The organism is Suipraeoptans intestinalis (genome assembly GCF_034091795.1).
In the GTDB taxonomy this organism is placed as follows: Bacteria; Bacillota; Clostridia; order Lachnospirales; family Lachnospiraceae; genus Suipraeoptans; species Suipraeoptans intestinalis.
This window is the reverse complement of the sequence record NZ_JAXFXH010000012.1, coordinates 1-17,901: the sequence shown is the minus strand read 5'-3', so window position 1 is coordinate 17,901 and position 17,901 is coordinate 1. Positions and strand designations below refer to the sequence as shown.

Annotated in this window: 17 protein-coding genes, 2 tRNA genes and 1 pseudogene; 15 read left to right on the top strand and 5 right to left on the bottom strand. The window is 47.4% G+C overall.

The genetic code is table 11. The features are described 5' to 3' along the window. Nucleotides 1-16: 16 nt before the first annotated feature. The 5 genes from hprK (at nucleotide 17) to SOW26_RS03990 (ending at nucleotide 5,628) form a co-directional block, all read left to right on the top strand. Nucleotides 17-940 carry an HPr(Ser) kinase/phosphatase gene (gene hprK, locus SOW26_RS04010; RefSeq protein WP_154476161.1) on the top strand — a complete coding sequence of 308 codons (924 nt, stop codon included), beginning with the start codon at nucleotides 17-19 and terminating at the stop codon, nucleotides 938-940. 86 nt (nucleotides 941-1,026) lie between these two features. Beyond that, nucleotides 1,027-1,971, top strand: a complete 945-nt coding sequence (locus SOW26_RS04005) for an ROK family glucokinase (protein WP_154476159.1) — start codon at nucleotides 1,027-1,029, stop codon at nucleotides 1,969-1,971. A gap of 174 nt (nucleotides 1,972-2,145) precedes the next feature. After that, nucleotides 2,146-4,011 (top strand): FtsX-like permease family protein, encoded by a 1,866-nt coding sequence (locus tag SOW26_RS04000; RefSeq protein ID WP_320651924.1) that lies wholly within the window; start codon nucleotides 2,146-2,148, stop codon nucleotides 4,009-4,011. Between the two features lies 1 nt (nucleotide 4,012). Continuing rightward, on the top strand, nucleotides 4,013-4,768 hold the full coding sequence (locus SOW26_RS03995; RefSeq protein ID WP_276958486.1) for an ABC transporter ATP-binding protein: 756 nt from the start codon (nucleotides 4,013-4,015) through the stop codon (nucleotides 4,766-4,768). A gap of 182 nt (nucleotides 4,769-4,950) precedes the next feature. After that, complete coding sequence (locus SOW26_RS03990; RefSeq protein ID WP_320651923.1) at nucleotides 4,951-5,628, top strand: hypothetical protein; 678 nt, start codon at nucleotides 4,951-4,953, stop codon at nucleotides 5,626-5,628. A 222-nt stretch (nucleotides 5,629-5,850) separates the two neighbouring features. Here SOW26_RS03990 and SOW26_RS03985 read toward each other — a convergent pair whose 3' ends face one another. After that, a complete protein-coding gene (locus tag SOW26_RS03985; protein ID WP_154476155.1) occupies nucleotides 5,851-8,337 on the bottom strand; it encodes a transglycosylase domain-containing protein in 2,487 nt (828 codons plus the stop codon). A gap of 264 nt (nucleotides 8,338-8,601) precedes the next feature. Here SOW26_RS03985 and SOW26_RS03980 point away from each other — a divergent pair, with 264 nt between their 5' ends. Then, nucleotides 8,602-9,246, top strand: a complete 645-nt coding sequence (locus tag SOW26_RS03980; RefSeq protein ID WP_154476153.1) for a YigZ family protein — start codon at nucleotides 8,602-8,604, stop codon at nucleotides 9,244-9,246. Nucleotides 9,247-9,476: 230 nt separating this feature from the next. On the opposite strand, the gene hpf is transcribed toward SOW26_RS03980, so the two are convergent. The 4 genes from hpf to typA form a co-directional block, all read right to left on the bottom strand. Continuing rightward, nucleotides 9,477-10,007 carry a ribosome hibernation-promoting factor, HPF/YfiA family gene (gene hpf, locus SOW26_RS03975; protein WP_154476151.1) on the bottom strand — a complete coding sequence of 177 codons (531 nt, stop codon included), beginning with the start codon at nucleotides 10,005-10,007 and terminating at the stop codon, nucleotides 9,477-9,479. Nucleotides 10,008-10,095: 88 nt separating this feature from the next. Continuing rightward, complete coding sequence (locus SOW26_RS03970; RefSeq protein ID WP_154476149.1) at nucleotides 10,096-10,707, bottom strand: phosphate-starvation-inducible PsiE family protein; 612 nt, start codon at nucleotides 10,705-10,707, stop codon at nucleotides 10,096-10,098. Next, on the bottom strand, nucleotides 10,704-11,603 hold the full coding sequence (locus tag SOW26_RS03965; RefSeq protein ID WP_154476147.1) for a phosphatase PAP2 family protein: 900 nt from the start codon (nucleotides 11,601-11,603) through the stop codon (nucleotides 10,704-10,706). The genes SOW26_RS03970 and SOW26_RS03965 overlap by 4 nt, the downstream gene beginning before the upstream one ends. Beyond that, complete coding sequence (gene typA, locus SOW26_RS03960; protein WP_154476145.1) at nucleotides 11,600-13,426, bottom strand: translational GTPase TypA; 1,827 nt, start codon at nucleotides 13,424-13,426, stop codon at nucleotides 11,600-11,602. The genes SOW26_RS03965 and typA overlap by 4 nt, the downstream gene beginning before the upstream one ends. Nucleotides 13,427-13,722: 296 nt before the next feature. On the opposite strand from typA, the gene SOW26_RS03955 reads away from it, so the two are divergent. The 9 genes and pseudogenes from SOW26_RS03955 to SOW26_RS03915 all read left to right on the top strand — a co-directional run. After that, nucleotides 13,723-14,394: a YdeI/OmpD-associated family protein gene (locus SOW26_RS03955; RefSeq protein WP_320651922.1), complete on the top strand. Its 672-nt coding sequence runs from the start codon at nucleotides 13,723-13,725 to the stop codon at nucleotides 14,392-14,394. 145 nt (nucleotides 14,395-14,539) lie between these two features. After that, nucleotides 14,540-15,088 carry a DUF4256 domain-containing protein gene (locus SOW26_RS03950; protein WP_276958483.1) on the top strand — a complete coding sequence of 183 codons (549 nt, stop codon included), beginning with the start codon at nucleotides 14,540-14,542 and terminating at the stop codon, nucleotides 15,086-15,088. A 95-nt stretch (nucleotides 15,089-15,183) separates the two neighbouring features. Continuing rightward, nucleotides 15,184-15,266 (top strand) — tRNA-Leu (locus SOW26_RS03945). Between the two features lie 47 nt (nucleotides 15,267-15,313). Beyond that, nucleotides 15,314-15,387, top strand: a tRNA-Arg gene (locus tag SOW26_RS03940). 508 nt (nucleotides 15,388-15,895) lie between these two features. After that, on the top strand, nucleotides 15,896-16,162 hold the full coding sequence (locus SOW26_RS03935) for a hypothetical protein (protein WP_320651921.1): 267 nt from the start codon (nucleotides 15,896-15,898) through the stop codon (nucleotides 16,160-16,162). 43 nt (nucleotides 16,163-16,205) lie between these two features. Continuing rightward, nucleotides 16,206-16,409, top strand: coding sequence for a hypothetical protein (locus SOW26_RS03930; RefSeq protein ID WP_320651920.1), 204 nt, complete (start codon nucleotides 16,206-16,208; stop codon nucleotides 16,407-16,409). Nucleotides 16,410-16,609: 200 nt separating this feature from the next. Next, on the top strand, nucleotides 16,610-17,341 hold the full coding sequence (locus SOW26_RS03925) for a MerR family transcriptional regulator (RefSeq protein ID WP_320651919.1): 732 nt from the start codon (nucleotides 16,610-16,612) through the stop codon (nucleotides 17,339-17,341). After that, nucleotides 17,334-17,537: a PLDc N-terminal domain-containing protein gene (locus SOW26_RS03920; RefSeq protein WP_154476133.1), complete on the top strand. Its 204-nt coding sequence runs from the start codon at nucleotides 17,334-17,336 to the stop codon at nucleotides 17,535-17,537. The genes SOW26_RS03925 and SOW26_RS03920 overlap by 8 nt, the downstream gene beginning before the upstream one ends. After that, nucleotides 17,537-17,731 (top strand): annotated as a pseudogene (locus SOW26_RS03915) (ATP-binding cassette domain-containing protein); the annotation flags it as partial. The gene SOW26_RS03920 and the pseudogene SOW26_RS03915, both read left to right, overlap by 1 nt. Nucleotides 17,732-17,901 lie beyond the last annotated feature (170 nt).

Below are 17,901 nucleotides of genomic sequence, written 5' to 3'. Positions count from 1 at the left end.
AAGAAGGAGACTGGTTATGGGAGCAGGAGTGGAGCTGAGACAGTTAGAAGAGCGGATGAAACTGAAAAATCTGACGCCGAATGTAGATCTTACGGGGAAAAAAATTGAGGTTCCCGATTTAAACCGGCCGGCGCTGCAGCTGGCGGGGTATTTTGAACATTTTGATTCCGACCGTGTACAGATCATCGGATATGTAGAGTACACCTTTGTAGAAAAGCTGTCCCAGGAGAAAAAGGAAGATGTGTACAAAGGACTGCTGCATTATCAGTTGCCCTGTATCATTTTCTGCAGAAATCTGGTGCCGGATGAATTGTTTTTACAGTTGGCAGAAGAAGCGGAAATTCCGGTTTTTATAACAGAAAGAGCAACTTCTGAGTTTACTTCTGAACTGACCAGGTGGCTGAATGAAGAACTGGCCCCCTGTATTTCCATTCATGGAGTGTTGGTGGATGTGTACGGCGTAGGCGTTTTGATCATGGGAGAGAGTGGAATCGGAAAAAGCGAGGCGGCGCTGGAGCTGATCAAGCGGGGACACAGACTGGTCAGCGATGATGTGGTGGAGATCCGCAGAGTCAGCGACGAACTTCTGATTGGGACGGCGCCGGATGTGACGCGCCATTTCATCGAATTGCGGGGAATCGGGATCGTAGACGTCAAAATGCTGTTTGGTGTGATGAGTGTACGGGAAACCAAAGCCATTGAGCTGGCGATCACACTGGAAGACTGGGATAAGGATAAGGCATACGACAGGCTGGGAATGGAAGAGGAATACACCGAGTTTTTAGGGAAGAAAGTAGTGTGTCATCAGATTCCCATCCGGCCGGGACGAAACCTTGCGATCATCGTGGAAACGGCCGCCATCAACCACAGACAGAAGCAGATGGGGTACAATGCCGTGGAGGAGCTGTACAAAAGAATACAGCAGAATATGTCAAAATAAGAAGGCAGTAAAAAGGACGGAAAAAGACGGGTGCAAAGGGCCGGGAAATTTCGGCAAAAGACTGACAGAAAGCGAAGGAAAGAAAAATGGAGTATTGTTTTGGAGTAGATGTGGGCGGAACCAGCGTAAAGATAGGATTGTTTTCCACAGAAGGGATCCTGGTGGAGAAGTGGGAGATAAAGACCAGAACGGAAAACGGCGGGGAGAAGATCCTTCCAGATATCGCAGGATCGCTGGAAAAAAAGAGGATAGCACATCATCTGACGAAGGAGCAGATCGCAGGAATCGGGCTTGGGATTCCGGCTCCGGTGGGGGAAGAAGGGATCGTAAAAAATACCGCTAATCTTGGCTGGGGATACAAAGAAGTAAAAAGAGAACTGGAGGAACTGACAGGATATACGGTGGAGGTTGGAAATGACGCCAATCTGGCTGCCCTGGGTGAAATGTGGCTGGGAGCAGGAAAGGGCCAGAAAAATATGGTGATGGTGACGCTGGGAACAGGCGTAGGCGGAGGCGTGATCGTAGGAGGCCATCCACTGGTAGGAGGCCATGGAGCAGGCGGCGAGATTGGTCATATCTGTGTCAATGAGACAGAAACAAAGCCTTGTGGCTGCGGGAAACTTGGCTGCCTGGAGCAGTATGCGTCAGCACGGGGGATTGCAAGACTGGCAGAGAAGCATCTGAAAGAAAGCACTCTTCCTTCTTGTCTGAGAGGAAGGGAAAACAGCGCCAAGTCTGTATTTGACGCTCTGAAAAAGGGAGATAAACTGGCAGAGGAGATCGCGGAAGAGTTTGGAGCCTATTTGGGTGGAGCCCTGGCAAATGTAGCGGTAGTGGCGGACCCGTCTCTGATCGTGATCGGCGGAGGCGTTTCCAAGGCAGGAGAGATCGTCATTACATACATAGAAAAATATTTCAGGAAAAAGCAGTTTTTTGCAAACAGCGGTACCCGGTTTGAACTGGCAAGCCTGGGGAACGATGCAGGGATCTGTGGAGCGGCCAAGCTGCTGCTACAGAGACTGGGGGAATAGAAGACAGGAGATCGAGCTTCCCAAAACGCAGAGACAGCAGAGAACAGACAGCAAGAGATGAGTAGTAAAATAGGGAGGTAGAGAAATGGTCGTATTTCTGTGCCTCTCTTTTTGTTAAGAAGAAAATGGTCAGAAGCAGAAGACAGAAAATCTACCTAGAAAGAAGGGATGTCGGTGAAAAACAGATTGAGAAAAATCTATTATGGGCTGGTGATGCTGTCAGTTCTGGCCGGAGGAATCGCCTCTGTCCGTGTGGGGAGAGAACCGGTGGGATTATGGGTTTTGGGGGTTATAGAATTTCTACTGTTTTTGTCCTTGCTATGTATTACCTGGAGGAAGAGAAAAGCCTATCCGGAGTGGGAGGCGGTGTGCTTCTGCCTGGGAGGAGTACTGCTTCTGATCCGGTGTCTGGGCTATGGGATCCTAACGGACTTCCATTATGGGGAAGTGGGAAAGTTTTTTACCTTGCAGGCAGGTGTGCTGCTTCCGGGATATGTAGTTGTCAGGATCCTGGATCTGACCCTGCAGGCGAAGCAGGAACTGATCTGGCAGAAGGAAGAAGCACAGCAGGAGAGGGAAAAGCAGACGGAGGAGGAGCAGGAAACGCGGCAGAAAGGGAAGGAAGCCGAAAGAGTCCGGCCCTGGAGAGCGGTACATACACCACTGGCAAAGCGACTGTTCCAAAGATTAAACAAAAAGAATGGAAAAAGCGGACGTCTGCTGTATATCGGAAGCACTCTGTCCTGCGGATGTATGCTTACAACGATTGCTCTTTATATGTCTTTTCGTGCTTTCCAGACAGGAAAAGGACGGGCGGAAGGCGAACTGGCAGGATTTCTGTTTCACGGCATTGTATTCATGAGTATGATATCCGTCCTGATTCTGGCGTTGGCGTTAAAGCCCTATGTGCGGGGAAGGAAGCGGGACTATCTCCTGATGTATACCCTGGGGATTCCCAAGGGGGTTCTGAATCTGTGGATTTTAAAAGAATATGTCAAGATCCAGACGCTGGGAGTGATTTCCGGCTATTTGCTGGGAAGCATATGGTATGGAGTGATACAGGCTTTTTTCAGAAAATGGTATCCGGCCTATGCAGGCGATGGGATTCCTTCCTTGTCTACCTACCTGATAACGCTGGTATGTGTTGTGGTTCTGCTGGTGTATTCTACTTTCATTAATTATGAGATCTATACAGAAACAGAACTGGGAAATCAGGGAAAAGCCATAGAAAAGGATCGGTTTCGAGGAGCCGGAAAGAGTCCTTATGCGATCCTGACAGGATTGCTGCTTCTTACGATAGCCTGTTTTGGATACCAGTGGAGAACCGTCAGAGAATCAGCCTATTTTTTAATGGTAGCGGTGACAGGTATGATTCTGGCGGCTTTCGGCGGAGCATCTGTATATCTGGCAAAGAGACAAAAGAACCCGGTTCGTTATTTCGGAAAGCTTCCGGCTTTTTATTCCTTTTATGCCCATTATAAAAAGTACAGAAGACAGGGAATGGCGTTATTTGCGCTGCACTTTTTCTTTTTCGCCTTTTTGCTGATCAGAGGGATGAGTCTGTTTCCCCTGAAGGAAATAGGAGGGCAATTTCCATACGACTATGTTTTGCTGGGAGACGCAAAGGAGACGATGAGAGATCTGGCAGACCGATACGGTCTGAAAGGGACGGAGGCTCCTATGGTTCGACTTACCGTACCCAGTGTGAATGAAAATAACGGAGGAAGCCGGATGGATATCAGTTTTCAGGGACAGCAGATTGGATTGTCGGAGGAAACCTACAGGGAACTGACAGGGAAAAGCCTGGGTCTTTCCGGAAAAGAGATCGCCATTTTTTTTCAGCAAGGAAAAGGAGAAGTGGCACATCCACTGGATTTTACCACCTTATACGGGAGTCCCCGGATCCGTGTGGGAACCCCCAGACATTATTTGTGGTATGAACGGGATAAAGAGTTTGACCGGTCCTATCAACTGGTGTCAGAGATGCGGCAGCAGATCCTGGGACCGCTGCCATTAAAAACAGAGTGGGAGGGAAGATAAGATGAAGCTGTTGGAAGGGAAAAATCTGATAAGAAACTATACGGTAGAAGGGGAGAAGGGGACGAAGGAAATACAGGTGATCAAAGGGATCGATCTGCGTGTGGAGGAAAAGGAAAGGATCGCCATCATGGGGCGTTCCGGGTGTGGCAAAACCACCTTGCTAAAGCTTCTGGGACTGATCGATGGACCTACCGGGGGAGAACTCTGTTTCAAAGGGAAGAAGGTCAATGAGATCAGTTCGGAAGAACTGGCAGACTACAGGAGGGAAAAGATTGGATTTGTATTTCAGGACTTTTATCTGATGGAAGGACTGTCTGTACTGGAAAATATTATGCTGCCTATGCTGATAGACGAGCAGAATATTGAAGAAACCATAGAAAAGGCAAAAGAACTGGCAGGAAAATTGCAGATAGGGCATCTGCTGGATAAGCGCCTCAGTGAAATATCCGGAGGGGAAAAGCAGAGAATTGCCATTGCCAGAGCCCTGATCCATGATCCGGATGTGATCCTGGCAGATGAACCTACAGGAAATCTAGATTCCAAATCGGGAAGGATGGTGATGGATATCCTGGAAAGCATTAACAGGGAATGGGAAAAAACGATCGTGATCGTGACGCATGATCCCCAGATCGCCTGCCGGTGCGAGAGGGTGCTTTTGATGAAGGATGGAAAGATCTGGGAAGAAATTCATCCCCGAGGGGAAAACGGCCGGGAGAGAGAGGCAGAGTATATTTTCCGGAAAATGTTGGAACTATAGGATGTCATTTTGCTTACCGGTGGCTGTTGACCGTGCTTATAAAGCATACCGAAAAAAATGGCTTCAAGACATGTACGGGAAAGAATACAGGACATATTGCAAGAAAGTTAACCGTCGCCGACTGTGGATACCTAAAAGGTAAAAACTGTGGTTCAAAAAAGCTCAGACGTGAGGACAAAAGAATGAAAAAGATGATTGCAGTTTTAGTCTGCCTTACACTTTTTGTGACAAGCTGTATCGTTTTTGCAGCGTGCAGCAAACAGGAAACAAAAAAAGGAAAAAGAGCTGGAAGTGAAATCAACGAAGGGTGGAGGAAAGCAGATTCGCCTGAAATCACAAAAACCGTAGAAGCATTATTTGAAAAAGCAATGAAAGGCATGGATGGAGTCACCTTCACACCAGTTGCATATATTGCTTTTCAGACAGTTTCAGGTACCAATCACCTGGTGCTTTGCAAAACTGCGCCTGTAGTTCCTGATGCAAATGCAACCTATGCGTTGGTAACTCTTTATGAGAGCCTGAACGGGGAAGCGGAGATTGTCGATATAAAGGCCAGCAAAGCGAACGCAACCCACGAAGAGGAAATAACGGGTGACTTTGTACCCGTTGACAGTCCCATCGTAACAGAGGAGGCAAAAAAAGCGCTTGAAAAGGCGTATGAAGGACTTACGGGTGTGGAGTATTTCCCCGTTGCGCTTATCGCGAAGCAGATGGGTACAGGTACAAATTATCTGATTCTCTGCGAAAGGACAGTCGTTGTTCCCGATGCAGAAGGCGAATACGTTATGGTATCGGTAGGCAGCCAATCCGGCGGCAGCGCAGAAATTCTTGAAATCTACGAATTTGGAGCAAAGAAGTAAGCTTAGCTTGCAAATTCCTTTGTTGCGCGGAACTCTTATCCACGCACGGAAAAAGCTCCTATAGAACCACGCGACTATCGCATGGTTTTCCTAAAACAAGAACAGGGCTGCCGGCTTGGCCGGAAGCCCTGACTGAAATCAGTTTAATTTTAGGGATTTCTGCAATACAAAATGTCTTTATCCGGTAATTTGCCTGCTGTCTCATATCCCCATCTGTGAAAGCTAGGGGGAAGGTTCCGGCTCCGGTTCTGGTTCCGGCTCGGGAGTATTCCCCTCATCGCTTGTGTTATCCGTATTGGTGCTGTTAGTAGTATTGCTACTATTGTTGGAGCTGTCTTCGTCTTCCTCCTCCTCGTCCTTGTCTTTTTCGCTCTTATGTCCGGGACAGTACTGGGTCGGCAGAGTATCCTTCGCAAAGTATTCTGTGATAACAGGACATCCGTTGGTGGGAAGCTTCCCGGTAATGGCGCATACGGACTTACGTTCCACCGAAGCAGGCATGGTAAACTGCTTGGTCTGCAGTCCGGTGTGCACACGGCTCATTACAGAGCTCCAGATCCTGGAATGGAAGTAGGTGTCGCCGCTCAACTCCTTGTTGTCGTCATAACCGGCCCAGACTGCACAGGTGTAATAGGGGGTAAACCCACAAAACCAGATGTCTTTGTTGTCAGAAGTTGTACCGGTCTTTCCGGCTACCGGCATATTGGGAAGTTTGAAGCCGTATCCGGTGCCGGAGGTCACAACGTCTTCCATGGCGCTGGTGAGAAGAGCCGCGGTGCTGTCCTTGATAACAGTTCGTGTTTCGCCTACATTTTCCAGAAGCACTCCTCCATCATGATCCAGAATCTTGGAATACAGAGTGGGAGAGTGGTAGACGCCTCCATTGGCGATGGCAGCGTAGGCTGCGCAAAGCTCAAAATTATAGATACCGTCGGTGATTCCCCCCAGAGAAAGAGTCTGCGAGATATCACTGTAGATATCTCCGTTGATCTCTTTTTTCTTTACCAGGGTGGTGATACCGAATTTTTCGCAATAGTTGAATCCCAGCTGCTGGGTGATCTCATCACTGATCTTTACAGCTACAACGTTGGTGGATTTGGCGATGGCACGGCGGATGGTAGTATCGCCGCCATAGGTACCCTCGGCGTTCCGGAGCGTCTTGCCGTTTGTCAGCTTGTAGGGCTCATCCCGCACGACGGTAGCCAGAGTCTTGCCTTTTGCATCCAGAGCCGGCGCATAGGCTGCCAGGATCTTAAAACAGGATCCCGGCTGACGCTTGGATCCGGTGTAAGCCCGATTCAGCGCAAGGCTGGTTGCCTTGGTTCCTCGTCCTCCTACCATGGCTTTGATGTATCCGGTACTCTGTTCCATCAGAGTCAGGGACGCCTGAGGCTGGGGAGAGAGGTTGACAACCTCGTCATAGGTATCTCCTTCCTGTGCAATGGTAGCCTTCCACTGCTCGATCACCGCACGCGCCTCGTCCTCTGTGCTGTACAGGAGACCCTGCTCACTGCCGTAGGTAGCTTTTACAAAGCTTTTGATATCCTGAGATCCATAGTTTTCGGCCGTTCCGTCCGCCCGGGTCACCGTCAGAGCATAGTCCAGACCATATTCTTTCAAACGGGGATAATTGGCATCGTTGTTCATCTCTTCATCACAGATCTGCTGCATGCCCAGATTCTGTGTAGAAAAAATGCTGAGCCCTCCGCTGTATACGGCGTTGTAGGCCTGGGTTTCGGTATAGCCCAGCTGTTCCTGAAGATCGTGGATGACCTGCTCGGACAGCGCATCTACAAAGTAGGTGTAGGGGCTTTCTACAGAGGTGATGGTATTTACATTCTGGATACGGGCATACACGTCGTCCGCCAGCGCCGCATCATATTCCTCCTGTGTGATATATCCCTGTTTCAGCATATATTTCAGGACGATATGCTGACGCTTCTGATTCTGCTCAGGATTGGTAATGGGATTGTAGCCGGTAGGATTTTGGATGATCCCTGCGATCACGGCACATTCAGAAAGGGTTAGCTCCGATACGTCCTTGTTGAAGTAACGCTTGGAAGCGGACTGCACTCCCAGGGAATTCTGTCCCAGGTTGATGGTATTCATATAGCTTTCCAGGATGGTATTTTTATCCATCTTTTTTTCGATTTCCAGAGCCAGAACCTGCTCCTGCAGCTTCCGCTCCAGACTGTCGTAAAAAGTTTTTTCGTTGACGAAATTAGGAAAGACGTTGTTCTTGATCAACTGCTGGGTGATCGTGCTGGCTCCTTCGGAAAAGTCGCCGGAAGTGATGCCCACGAAAGCAGCACGGGCGATCCCCTGCAGGTCGATTCCGTTATGTTTGTAAAAACGCTCGTCTTCGATGGCTACGAAAGCGTGCTGAAGATATGCCGGAATCTCGTCCAGAGTTTTGTATACACGATTAGAACCGGAAGTGACAAATCTTGCCGTCTCCGTTACACCGTCGTCAGCATAGACGAAGGTGGTAAAGCCCTTGGGCTTGATGTCGGCCGCCGAAACATCCGGCGTGCGGTCGATGATCCGTTTGGCAAAGATCCCGACACCGATCATGCCTACCAGTCCCACCACTAAAATGCAAAGCAGGAAGGCTTTGAACAGACGGACGCCCAGACGCTTGCTTTGCATCGCAGACTTTGATGTGATTTTTTTTCGCTTTTGAGAAGCTTTTTTTCTACCATAATTCATGAATACTGGCCTCCTTATGTTTGCTTATTATAACAAAAAGAGGAGGGTTAATAAAGCCAAAAATGAAAACTTCACATTTTCCTAAGAATACCAAAAAGAGAAACAAGGATCCTAAAAAGTAGAAAGAAAGAGGGGGCAAAACAGGAAAGCAAAAAAAGCGCAGACAAAATAGGAAAGAAGTCTAGGAAAAACCGGGGAAGTCCGTTATAGTAGAAGAAAAAAAGAAAGGAAACTGCCGAAGACAGGAAACGGCAGATGGGATATATGAAACATAAAGTTTTATACAGGGGAGGAACAGGGGAGATCGTGGAAAAAAAGTCCCGGTTTATAGCCACGACCATGCCCGTGAAAAATGAGGAAGAGGCCTTGCGGTTTATAGAAGAGCTTCGGAAAAAATACTGGAATGCTACGCATAATTGTTTTGCTTATGTAGTAGGAGAGCAGAATCATCTACAGCGGTGCAGTGACGACGGAGAGCCTTCCCAAACCGCAGGGAGGCCGATGCTGGAAGTTCTTCTGGGGGAGGGGATCCATGATGCAGCCGTGGTGGTTACCCGTTACTTTGGGGGGACTCTTCTGGGAACGGGAGGGCTGGTAAGAGCCTATGCGGCAGCAGTAAAAGAAGGGTTGAGGCAGTCGGTCATTCTGGAAAAAACGGCGGGGATCCGAATGAAGATCCAAACAGACTACACAGGGCTGGGAAAGATCCAGTATATTTTGGGAAGACGGGGAATCGTTCCTTTCAAGTGCGATTATACACAGGAGGTTTGTCTGGAAGTGGCATTTCCCGGAGAGCAAAAAGAGCAACTGCTGAAAGAATGGATGGAAGCAACCAACGGACAGGTAAAGATCCTGGAGGAGGAAGCCTGCTCCTACGGGAATCATGAGGGGGAATACATCTTTTTTTGACCCGGCGCTCTGTTTTTGCGGCTTCTATCCGGGTGTTCTGTAATGCACGTTCTGTCCTACAGCGCAACTTCAGAAGTCTGATTTTTTCCAGGATTAAAAAATACTCCCCTTCGGGAAACAGGGGCTGACCCGCCTGCCGGAAAGGGAGTATAGAAAATACAATATCTAAAAGAAGTTCCATCAAGTTTTGGCAGGGCTCCCATCGCTGGAAGGCTGTGCCTCAGAAAATGTTAAAATTCCGGCTCAATGAGACCGAAGGTGCCATTTTTTCTACGATACACTACGTTGACTTCATCCGTCTCGGCGTTGCAGAATACGTAGAAGCTGTGTCCTAACAGTTCCATCTGTACGCAGGCATCTTCCGGATACATAGGCTTAAAGCCAAACTTCTTGGTGCGGACGATCTGGATCTCCTCGGGAGCATCCCCGTCCTCTTCCTCCAGAAAGGAATCCTGGAAATATCCACCTTCCTGGTGCCTTGCGATCAGTTTGTTTTTATATTTGCGAAGCTGACGCTCGATCACTTCTTCCACAAGATCAATGGATACATACATATCGCTGCTTTCCTGTTCAGAGCGGATGATTCCGTTTTTCACAGGAATGGTCACCTCAATCTTCTGAGCTTCTTTCTGGACACTTAGGGTGACGTGAACTTCCGTGCCCTGGGTAAAATAGCGCTCCAGTTTGCCAAGCTTGGATTCTACCCGTTCCTTCAGACTGGGCGTTACCTCGATGTTTTTTCCGATAATAATAAATTTCATACTGTCCAACTCCTTTGTTAACAGATTTCAGATAATTAAAAAAATATAAACAATCTATCTGATATAAAGAGTATAGCACGTTTTTAGACTAATGTATAGCACGGATTACTTCAATTCGGGAAATTTTTCCGTCATGCATTTTTGCAACACGAAGCCCACAATCCTGGAAATAAACGCAGGCGCCCGTTCCGATCTCGATGTCTTCCTTTTCCAGCTGGGCAAGCAGCACCTTTCCCAAAGTATCTCCCGGTTCAAAGGGAATCTGAAGTCCCATGAGTTTATTGATGGTCTTAACTTTGGAAGTGGCGCGGAAGATCACCTGGTCAGAAATATCGAATTCGCAGAAAAGGAATTTCCTGGTGGCGAACAGGACGGCTATGGCAGTCACGCCGATCAGGCTGCTCCAGGGAGAAGAATGTTCAATGATGATCTGACGCGCAATGGCAAACAGCAGCACCTCAAAAACGGTGTTGGGAGTGTGGTAATACATCATTCGGATCAGCTCCACACCAATGATCAGGTTGAAGCAGGTCTCCAGAAGATCATCATAATTGGGCCAGACGTTCAGGTCAGGAATATGCCCAAGAGAGGTAGCCATACGGAAACAAAGAAGGATAATGCCCACAGACAGCATGGCCGCGATAAAAAATTCCAGTATAACGGCAAGATGTCTTAAAAGGTTGGATACATAATGTCTCATTTTGTCGTTCTCCTTGTAAATTTAAAGTGAAAAAGATACGGGTAAAGAAACAAAACCCACAACACAAGTATAAAATATTTTAAGATGTTTGCCAATATCGATTGTCCGAAAAGAAGGGAAAAGGTCAGCTTCAATGCAAGGGTAAGAGCAAGTCCCAAAAAGAACAGGACAGCCCGGCGACTTTTGGAAGAGGAGCGGGGATCCAGATGCAGGCGGGTACGTTCCAGATACCAGCCGACAGCGAAGCCGATGCCGGCTCCGGCCGCCTTACAGCAGTCAAGGGCATATTTTTTTTCGATCGTACCATTTCCGTAAAGAAGCAGGGCATACACCGCCGTGAAAACTGCAACGCCGCATAATACGAGGGCAATGGGTTTTAAAAATCTGGAGGATTCTGTAAAGAGATGCTGATATTTCCAGATGAGAGCGGAGATCACCAAAGAAAGCAGCATGGAAACCAGCACGTCTTTTGGAGTGTGGCATCCCAGATACATCCGGGAAAAGCCTACCAGTAAAAAGGCAAGGACGGACAGAAGGGACCAGAGCCTGTTTTTGGCATTTTTAGACAACGGATAAAACAGGCTGGTGGCAGACTGGGTATGGCCACTGGGAAAAGAATACCCGGTGGCATGGGCAACGGAGCTTTCCACGGGAGAAAAGCCGGGGTCCAGCACCCATGGCCGGGGGATCCGGAAGGTGATCTTTAAGGTCTGCACCAGTAGTCCGGAGGTAAAGGAAGAAAATCCCAGCACATAGGCGAAATTTTTATCTATACACCAGTAAAAAAGACAGATCAAAGGAAGGAGGACAGTTTCCTGTCCAAGCCAGGTGATGCCTTCCATGATCACATTCATGACGGGAGTGCGAAGTCCCTCTAAAAACCACAGGAAGCTCATGACTTATTTCCTCTCTTTCTCAATTTGGGATCCAGGATCTTTTTGCGGATCCGGAGTGTTTTGGGAGTGATCTCCAGGAGTTCGTCTGTATCAATGAAATCCAGCGCCTCCTCCAGACTCAAAAGTCGGGGAGGGGTCAGGTGCAGGGCGTCGTCTGCGCCGGAGGAACGGGTATTGGTCAGGTGCTTTGTCTTGCAGACATTGACTTCAATGTCATCATTTTTTGCGTTCTGTCCCACTACCATTCCGGAGTAGACTTTTTGGGAAGGGCTGATAAAAAGCTGGCCTCTTTCCTGTGCGTTATACAATCCGTAGGTGACGGCTTCCCCTGTTTCAAAGGCAATGAGAGAGCCCTGTTTTCTGTATTGGATGTCGCCCTTGAATGGCACATATCCCTCAAAGGCAGTGTTCATTATGCCGTTTCCCCTGGTATCCGTAAGAAATTCACCGCGATAGCCAATGAGTCCGCGGGCAGGGATATGGAAGATCAGACGGGTAGAGCCGCTGCCGGAGATGTTCATGCTTTGCAGCTCACCTTTTCGCTGGCTGAGTTTGTCGATCACAGTGCCGGTAAATTCCTCGGGGACATCAATATAGGCAGTCTCCACAGGCTCCAGAAGATGTCCTTTTTCGTCTTTCTGATAGAGGACCTCAGCCTTGCTTACGGCAAATTCATAGCCTTCCCGGCGCATATTTTCGATCAGGACGGAAAGATGGAGCTCGCCGCGGCCGGAAACACGGAAGCTGTCCATGTTTTCTGTTTCTTCCACCCGAAGGCTGACGTCTGTATTTAATTCCCGGAACAGACGCTCCCGCAGGTGACGGGAGGTAACAAATTTTCCCTCCTGACCGGCAAAGGGACTGTCATTTACCAAAAACTGCATGGCAATGGTAGGCTCTGATATTTTTTGGAACGGAATAGCCACCGGTTCCTCCGGAGAGCAGATGGTATCTCCGATGGACAGATGGGAAATTCCGGAAATAGCCACGATGGATCCAATAGAAGCCTCGGAAACCTCTACACGGTTGAGACCCTCGAATTCATACAGCTTGCTGATCCGTACCTTTTCCTGGCGGGCTGTGTCATGAGCATTGACCACCACTGCTTCCATTCCCACTTTCAGAACCCCGTTATCTACTTTTCCCACGCCGATCCGGCCTACATATTCATTGTAGTCGATGGTGCTGATCAGGACCTGGGTATTGGCGTCGGGATCCCCTTCGGGAGCCGGAATGTATTCCAGTATGGTTTCAAACAGCGGCTGCATATCTTTTTCTTCATCAGACAGATCCAGGACTGCGATCCCGGATTTGGCAGAGGCGTAGACAAAGGGGCAGTCCAACTGCTCGTCAGAGGCATCCAGATCCATCAAAAGTTCCAGAACCTCGTCAATCACTTCGTCGGGACGTGCTTCCGGACGATCGATCTTGTTGATACATACGATGACGGGAAGCTGCAGTTCCAGTGCTTTTTTTAGAACAAACTTTGTCTGAGGCATGGCTCCTTCAAATGCATCTACCACCAGAACGACGCCGTTGACCATTTTCAGGACACGTTCTACTTCGCCGCCAAAATCTGCATGACCCGGAGTATCGATGATATTGATCTTGGTATTTTTGTAATAAACGGCAGTGTTCTTGGAAAGAATGGTAATTCCACGCTCTCTTTCGATATCATTGGAATCCATGACACGCTCCGCCACTTCCTGATTCTCGCGGAATACGCCGCTTTGCTTTAACAGTTCATCCACCAGAGTGGTTTTTCCATGGTCTACATGGGCAATGATCGCTATATTACGAATTTCTTCTCGTTTTGTTTTCATAAGATCCTTCTTCCTACTGATTTTCTGCCTAATATATGGGTTTGTAACTTTAACAGTCTATCACAGGAAGAGGCGAAGGGCAAGGAATAGCCGGTAAATCGGGTGATACAGGAGAGAAAATATCAAAAAAGCCGGTGGAAGATCATCAAAGGGAAATCATCAAAGAAATTTTCGTTGCGGAAAAGAAGAAGGGAGGGTACAATGGAGAGACTTAAAAAAGAAGAGAGAGCAGCGAGCGCCTGGCTGAAAAGAAAGGACAGACGAAACAGCAAAAGAACCTGAAAAGAGGGAAAAGAATGGAAGCAGCACTGCGAAAGAAAATCAGACTGGACAAATTTAAGCAGATCAGACGACTTCGGGAAGCGAAAGAGGCGTCTCCTTTTGATGCGATAGAGATGCGCCGGACCGGAGAAAAGAAAATAGATCTGGGAATCGCTTATGTATACGATTTAAGTGAGATGAAGGAAGTCATTGATACTGTTTGGAAGGAAAAAATCCTGCCGGTGCAGGGATGTCTGTATCTGATCTATCCTAAGACTAAAAATAAAAAAGGATATGCCTCTATTGGGAGAGACAGTATTTTTCCTTATCTGAAAGTGGGAGAGGACGGATATGTAAAGGGAACAGAATTAAAGTTTTGTCTGATGGCGGCTGTAGATGAAATATATACGTTGGTGGGAATGAAGCATTTGCCCCAATCGCTGAATAAAACATCTGCGGCAGCTTCCGGACGTGTGGAAGATTATGTGGACAGACTGGAGGATGTGAAAGCATACCTTGAAGACTATCCAAAGCAGCTGGAATTTTACAGACAACTGACGCCGGGCTATCAGAAGGACTGGGCAAGGTATCTGTATTCGGCTAAAACAGAGGCGACCCTGCAAAGAAGGCAGAAGGAAATGGTGGAGATCTTAGGGGCCGGTTACAAGACAAAGCAGTTGTACCGGGCGGCGGAAAAGGATCGATAAGCGGAAAAGGATCAATAATCAGAAGAGAAGAGGTACAAAAAGCGAGGCTGAGAAGGTTCTGTGACAGGATACGATCCTGGCGGGAAAGCTGGAGGGAAGAAACCAGAAAGAAAACAGGAAAATATTTACTGGGAGGGGAAGAAATATGGGAAACGATACGATAATGGAAGGGATATTGGAAAAGCTGGAAGAAAGATTTTCTGCCCACATGGAGAGACACAAGGATTGTAACTGGGAGGCTGTAAAGAAACGGATCCTGTCAGATGAGAAGAATCTGGTGGCTTTGTCCCAGATGGAAAGAACAGGCGGCGAACCGGATGTGATCGGCTTTGATGTGAAAACGGGAAGGTACCTGTATTGTGACTGCTCGGCAGAAAGTCCTTCCGGAAGAAGAAGTCTTTGTTATGACAGACAGGCGCTGGAAGCCAGAAAGAAAAATAAGCCGTCCGGGGATGCGCACACCATGGCGGAAGAGATGGGGATCACCATCTTGACGGAGGCGGAGTATGCCCTGCTGCAAAAGACCGGAGATTATGATTTCAAGACATCCAGCTGGATCGAGACGCCGGAAGAAATGCGGAGGTTGGGGGGAGGCCTGTTTGGAGATAAGAGATATGGCAGGGTATTTTACTACCACAATGGAGTGGAATCCTATTATGCAAGCAGAGGATTCAGAGGAATGCTGCGGGTCTAGGAGCCATGTCAGAAAAATTAAAAAGTATCATGTAAAAATTATCAATAAAAAATTGTTGCAAAAAGGAAAAGTTTGTGGTAGGATAACCTTTGTCAGCGGAGATGGCGGAATGGCAGACGCGCTAGATTCAGGTTCTAGTGGGAGCAATCCTGTGAGGGTTCAAGTCCCTTTCTCCGCACTTTTTTGCGACATGGAACAGGTTCAGGTCGTAAAAAAGATGATTGTGTGGGCGTAGCTCAGCTGGATAGAGCGTTTGGCTACGGACCAAAAGGTCGGGAGTTCGAATCTTCTCGCCCACGCTGTGGCTCTAAGCCGGAAAGTAGCGCAAATCCTTGTAAATCAGGGGTTTGCGCTGTTTTTGTTTTTAGGAATATTTCTCATAAATGGGTGAAAAAGTCGTATTTTAGACAGAGATGCAACACGAAATGCAACACGAAATGCAACTTATTCCTTCTTTTTCCTATGTTTTCGATTTAATAAATGTAGCATATTCCATAACCATTTTTAATTCTTCGTCAGTTAGCTCAAGATTTGCTAGATCAGTTCTGGAGAGGTCCTTATTTGTTTCATGCTGGACTCCCATCATCTGTTTTTCAAGCCGATTGCCACGGTGAAACAAATCTGAGTATACTGACATATCAGAAAAAGAATTGACAGATCTTTTAAAAAGGGAGCCAAACTACAAAGAGGGAGAAAAGAAACTGATCTACTTTGACGGAGAACATCAACTTGCGGCGGTAAAAAACAAAGAAACAGAAGATATTGTGTCGATAGTAAGAAGAAAAAAAGTAAAGGAGGTGTGGGAAGATGTTTAAAAAAATAATGAATTATATCAATGAGTTTCTGGAAGATACTCCAGGTGATATATATGAGTTTTCTATTATCCTAGAGGATGCTCTAGTCGATGACTACGATGAAATGCATGAAGAGCAACCCTGGGCCACAGAAGTGCTTGCGGAGGAAGTTCCTGATATATGCGCAACAGCAGAACCCGGCATGACTCCGGAGGAAATCGAGGAGTTTAAGCGACAGTTGAAAATTGAATACGAAAAGGCATTAAAAGCTGTTGTATAATACCACCCAGTCTAAAGATTGAGTGGTATTTTTAGGAAGGAATATGGCAATCGTAAAAATAATAAACGGTAGTATTTTCATGTCGAGTCGTGTCGGTGAGAAAGACCCGGCCGGAGTAGAGCGGAGATACACAGTAATGACAGTTCTCATTTGTAGCAGGGTCGGTTCCCTGAAAGACCTGACTAGGAATTGGATTCGGGTAGATGGAAAAAGTGGAGGGACAATAATTGAAAGGGAGGTCGGTTAAAGCGAGGAAGGCTTCCGGTAGATTTGTGGTTCCTAAGATGTACAGATATGGATCAGGGACACAACTGTATAGAATTTCAGTAAATCAAAAAGTTTCTTGTAGAAAGAAATACACCTGTTTTGAAAAAATTTCCTTGCGTAAGGGATTGCTTGTAACGCTGCGTCATGTTGTAAAATACGCAGCGAAAGGAGGGAAAAGCTATGTCAAAATACACAACGGGAGAAATTGCAAAGCTCTGTGGCGTATCGGTTCGGACGGTACAGTACTATGATTCCAGAAATATTCTCATTCCCAGCGAATTCTCTGAAAGCGGGCGCAGGCTCTACTCTGAACAGGATCTAAAGCAAATGAAGATTATTTGCTTTCTCCGCGATGCAGGACTATCCATCAACAGCATTGGAGAGCTGCTTTCAGAGAAAAATCCGGGCGGCACCATCTCCGTTTTACTGGAGCAGCAGGCGAAATGTCTTGAAACAGAAGTAAATGACCGCAGAGCAAAACTAGAATTAATCGACGGGATCCGGCGAGAATTGAAAAGTGTAGAAAATTTCTCCGTGGAATCTATAGGAGACATAGCATACGCGATGGAACATAGAAAAAAACTAAAGCAGCTTCACGCCATTCTGATGATTACGGGGCTTCCCCTTTGCATCGCTCAGTGGACGGCGGTGATCTTGTTGATCGGTTCAAGAATATGGTGGCCTCTTGTCGTATGGGCTATGTTGGCGATCCCCTATGCAGTCTGGGTGTCGATCTTTTACTTTAAGCGGGTTGCGTACATCTGCCCGCAGTGCCATAACGTGTTCAGACCCAATTTGAAAGAAGTGCTTTTTGCAAGGCATACGCCGACACTCCGAAAGCTGACCTGTACCTGCTGCGGACATCACGGCTTTTGTGTAGAAGTTTATGGAAAGGAGAAGAGGGATGAATAGGATCATGGAATATCTTCCGTTTTTAATTCCACTTATTATTGCACAGTTTACGCTGCTGGCTTATACGCTGTATCACATTTTGACACACAATACATATAAGCGGGGGAATCGCACATGGTGGCTTGTTGTTACCGTTGTGCTGATGAGCTTTGTCGGGCCGGTTCTTTATTTCCTGTTTGGAAAGGAGGATGCGTGATGGATCTTCTGCGCATCGCCGGTCTGTACAAACGGTTTGGTGACAAGGAGGTGCTGAAAGGGCTGAACCTGGCGGTGCCAGAACACAGTATCTTTGGATTTATCGGGAAAAACGGCGCCGGCAAAACAACGACGATGAAAACGATACTGGGGCTTCTAAAAGCAGATGCAGGAGAGATCTTGGTTGGTGGAGAAAGGTAGTGTCAAGATTCTTTCGCAAATTCATTTCTTAGCCGCCGTCATACTATTGTTAGCTGGCTGCAGGCTGATCGTCAACCTGGCGATGAAACTCCAGTTCAAACAGATGCTCCATGTTTAGATACCGCTTGGCTCCCCAGTTTGATGCTGCCACATGACGCAAACGA

Bases quoted from the DNA above. Each gene is read 5' to 3' on its own strand.
- SOW26_RS03990 (WP_320651923.1), top strand. From the start codon at position 4,951: ATGAAAAAGATGATTGCAGTTTTAGTCTGCCTTACACTTTTTGTGACA.
- typA (WP_154476145.1), bottom strand. From the start codon at position 13,426: ATGAAAACAAAACGAGAAGAAATTCGTAATATAGCGATCATTGCCCAT.
- SOW26_RS03920 (WP_154476133.1), top strand. From the start codon at position 17,334: ATGAATAGGATCATGGAATATCTTCCGTTTTTAATTCCACTTATTATT.
- SOW26_RS03995 (WP_276958486.1), top strand. From the start codon at position 4,013: ATGAAGCTGTTGGAAGGGAAAAATCTGATAAGAAACTATACGGTAGAA.
- SOW26_RS03950 (WP_276958483.1), top strand. From the start codon at position 14,540: ATGGGAAACGATACGATAATGGAAGGGATATTGGAAAAGCTGGAAGAA.
- SOW26_RS03955 (WP_320651922.1), top strand. From the start codon at position 13,723: ATGGAAGCAGCACTGCGAAAGAAAATCAGACTGGACAAATTTAAGCAG.
- SOW26_RS03930 (WP_320651920.1), top strand. From the start codon at position 16,206: ATGGCAATCGTAAAAATAATAAACGGTAGTATTTTCATGTCGAGTCGT.
- SOW26_RS03935 (WP_320651921.1), top strand. From the start codon at position 15,896: ATGTTTAAAAAAATAATGAATTATATCAATGAGTTTCTGGAAGATACT.
- SOW26_RS03965 (WP_154476147.1), bottom strand. From the start codon at position 11,603: ATGAGCTTCCTGTGGTTTTTAGAGGGACTTCGCACTCCCGTCATGAAT.
- SOW26_RS04005 (WP_154476159.1), top strand. From the start codon at position 1,027: ATGGAGTATTGTTTTGGAGTAGATGTGGGCGGAACCAGCGTAAAGATA.
- SOW26_RS03985 (WP_154476155.1), bottom strand. From the start codon at position 8,337: ATGAATTATGGTAGAAAAAAAGCTTCTCAAAAGCGAAAAAAAATCACA.
- hpf (WP_154476151.1), bottom strand. From the start codon at position 10,007: ATGAAATTTATTATTATCGGAAAAAACATCGAGGTAACGCCCAGTCTG.
- SOW26_RS03970 (WP_154476149.1), bottom strand. From the start codon at position 10,707: ATGAGACATTATGTATCCAACCTTTTAAGACATCTTGCCGTTATACTG.
- hprK (WP_154476161.1), top strand. From the start codon at position 17: ATGGGAGCAGGAGTGGAGCTGAGACAGTTAGAAGAGCGGATGAAACTG.
- SOW26_RS03925 (WP_320651919.1), top strand. From the start codon at position 16,610: ATGTCAAAATACACAACGGGAGAAATTGCAAAGCTCTGTGGCGTATCG.
- SOW26_RS03980 (WP_154476153.1), top strand. From the start codon at position 8,602: ATGAAACATAAAGTTTTATACAGGGGAGGAACAGGGGAGATCGTGGAA.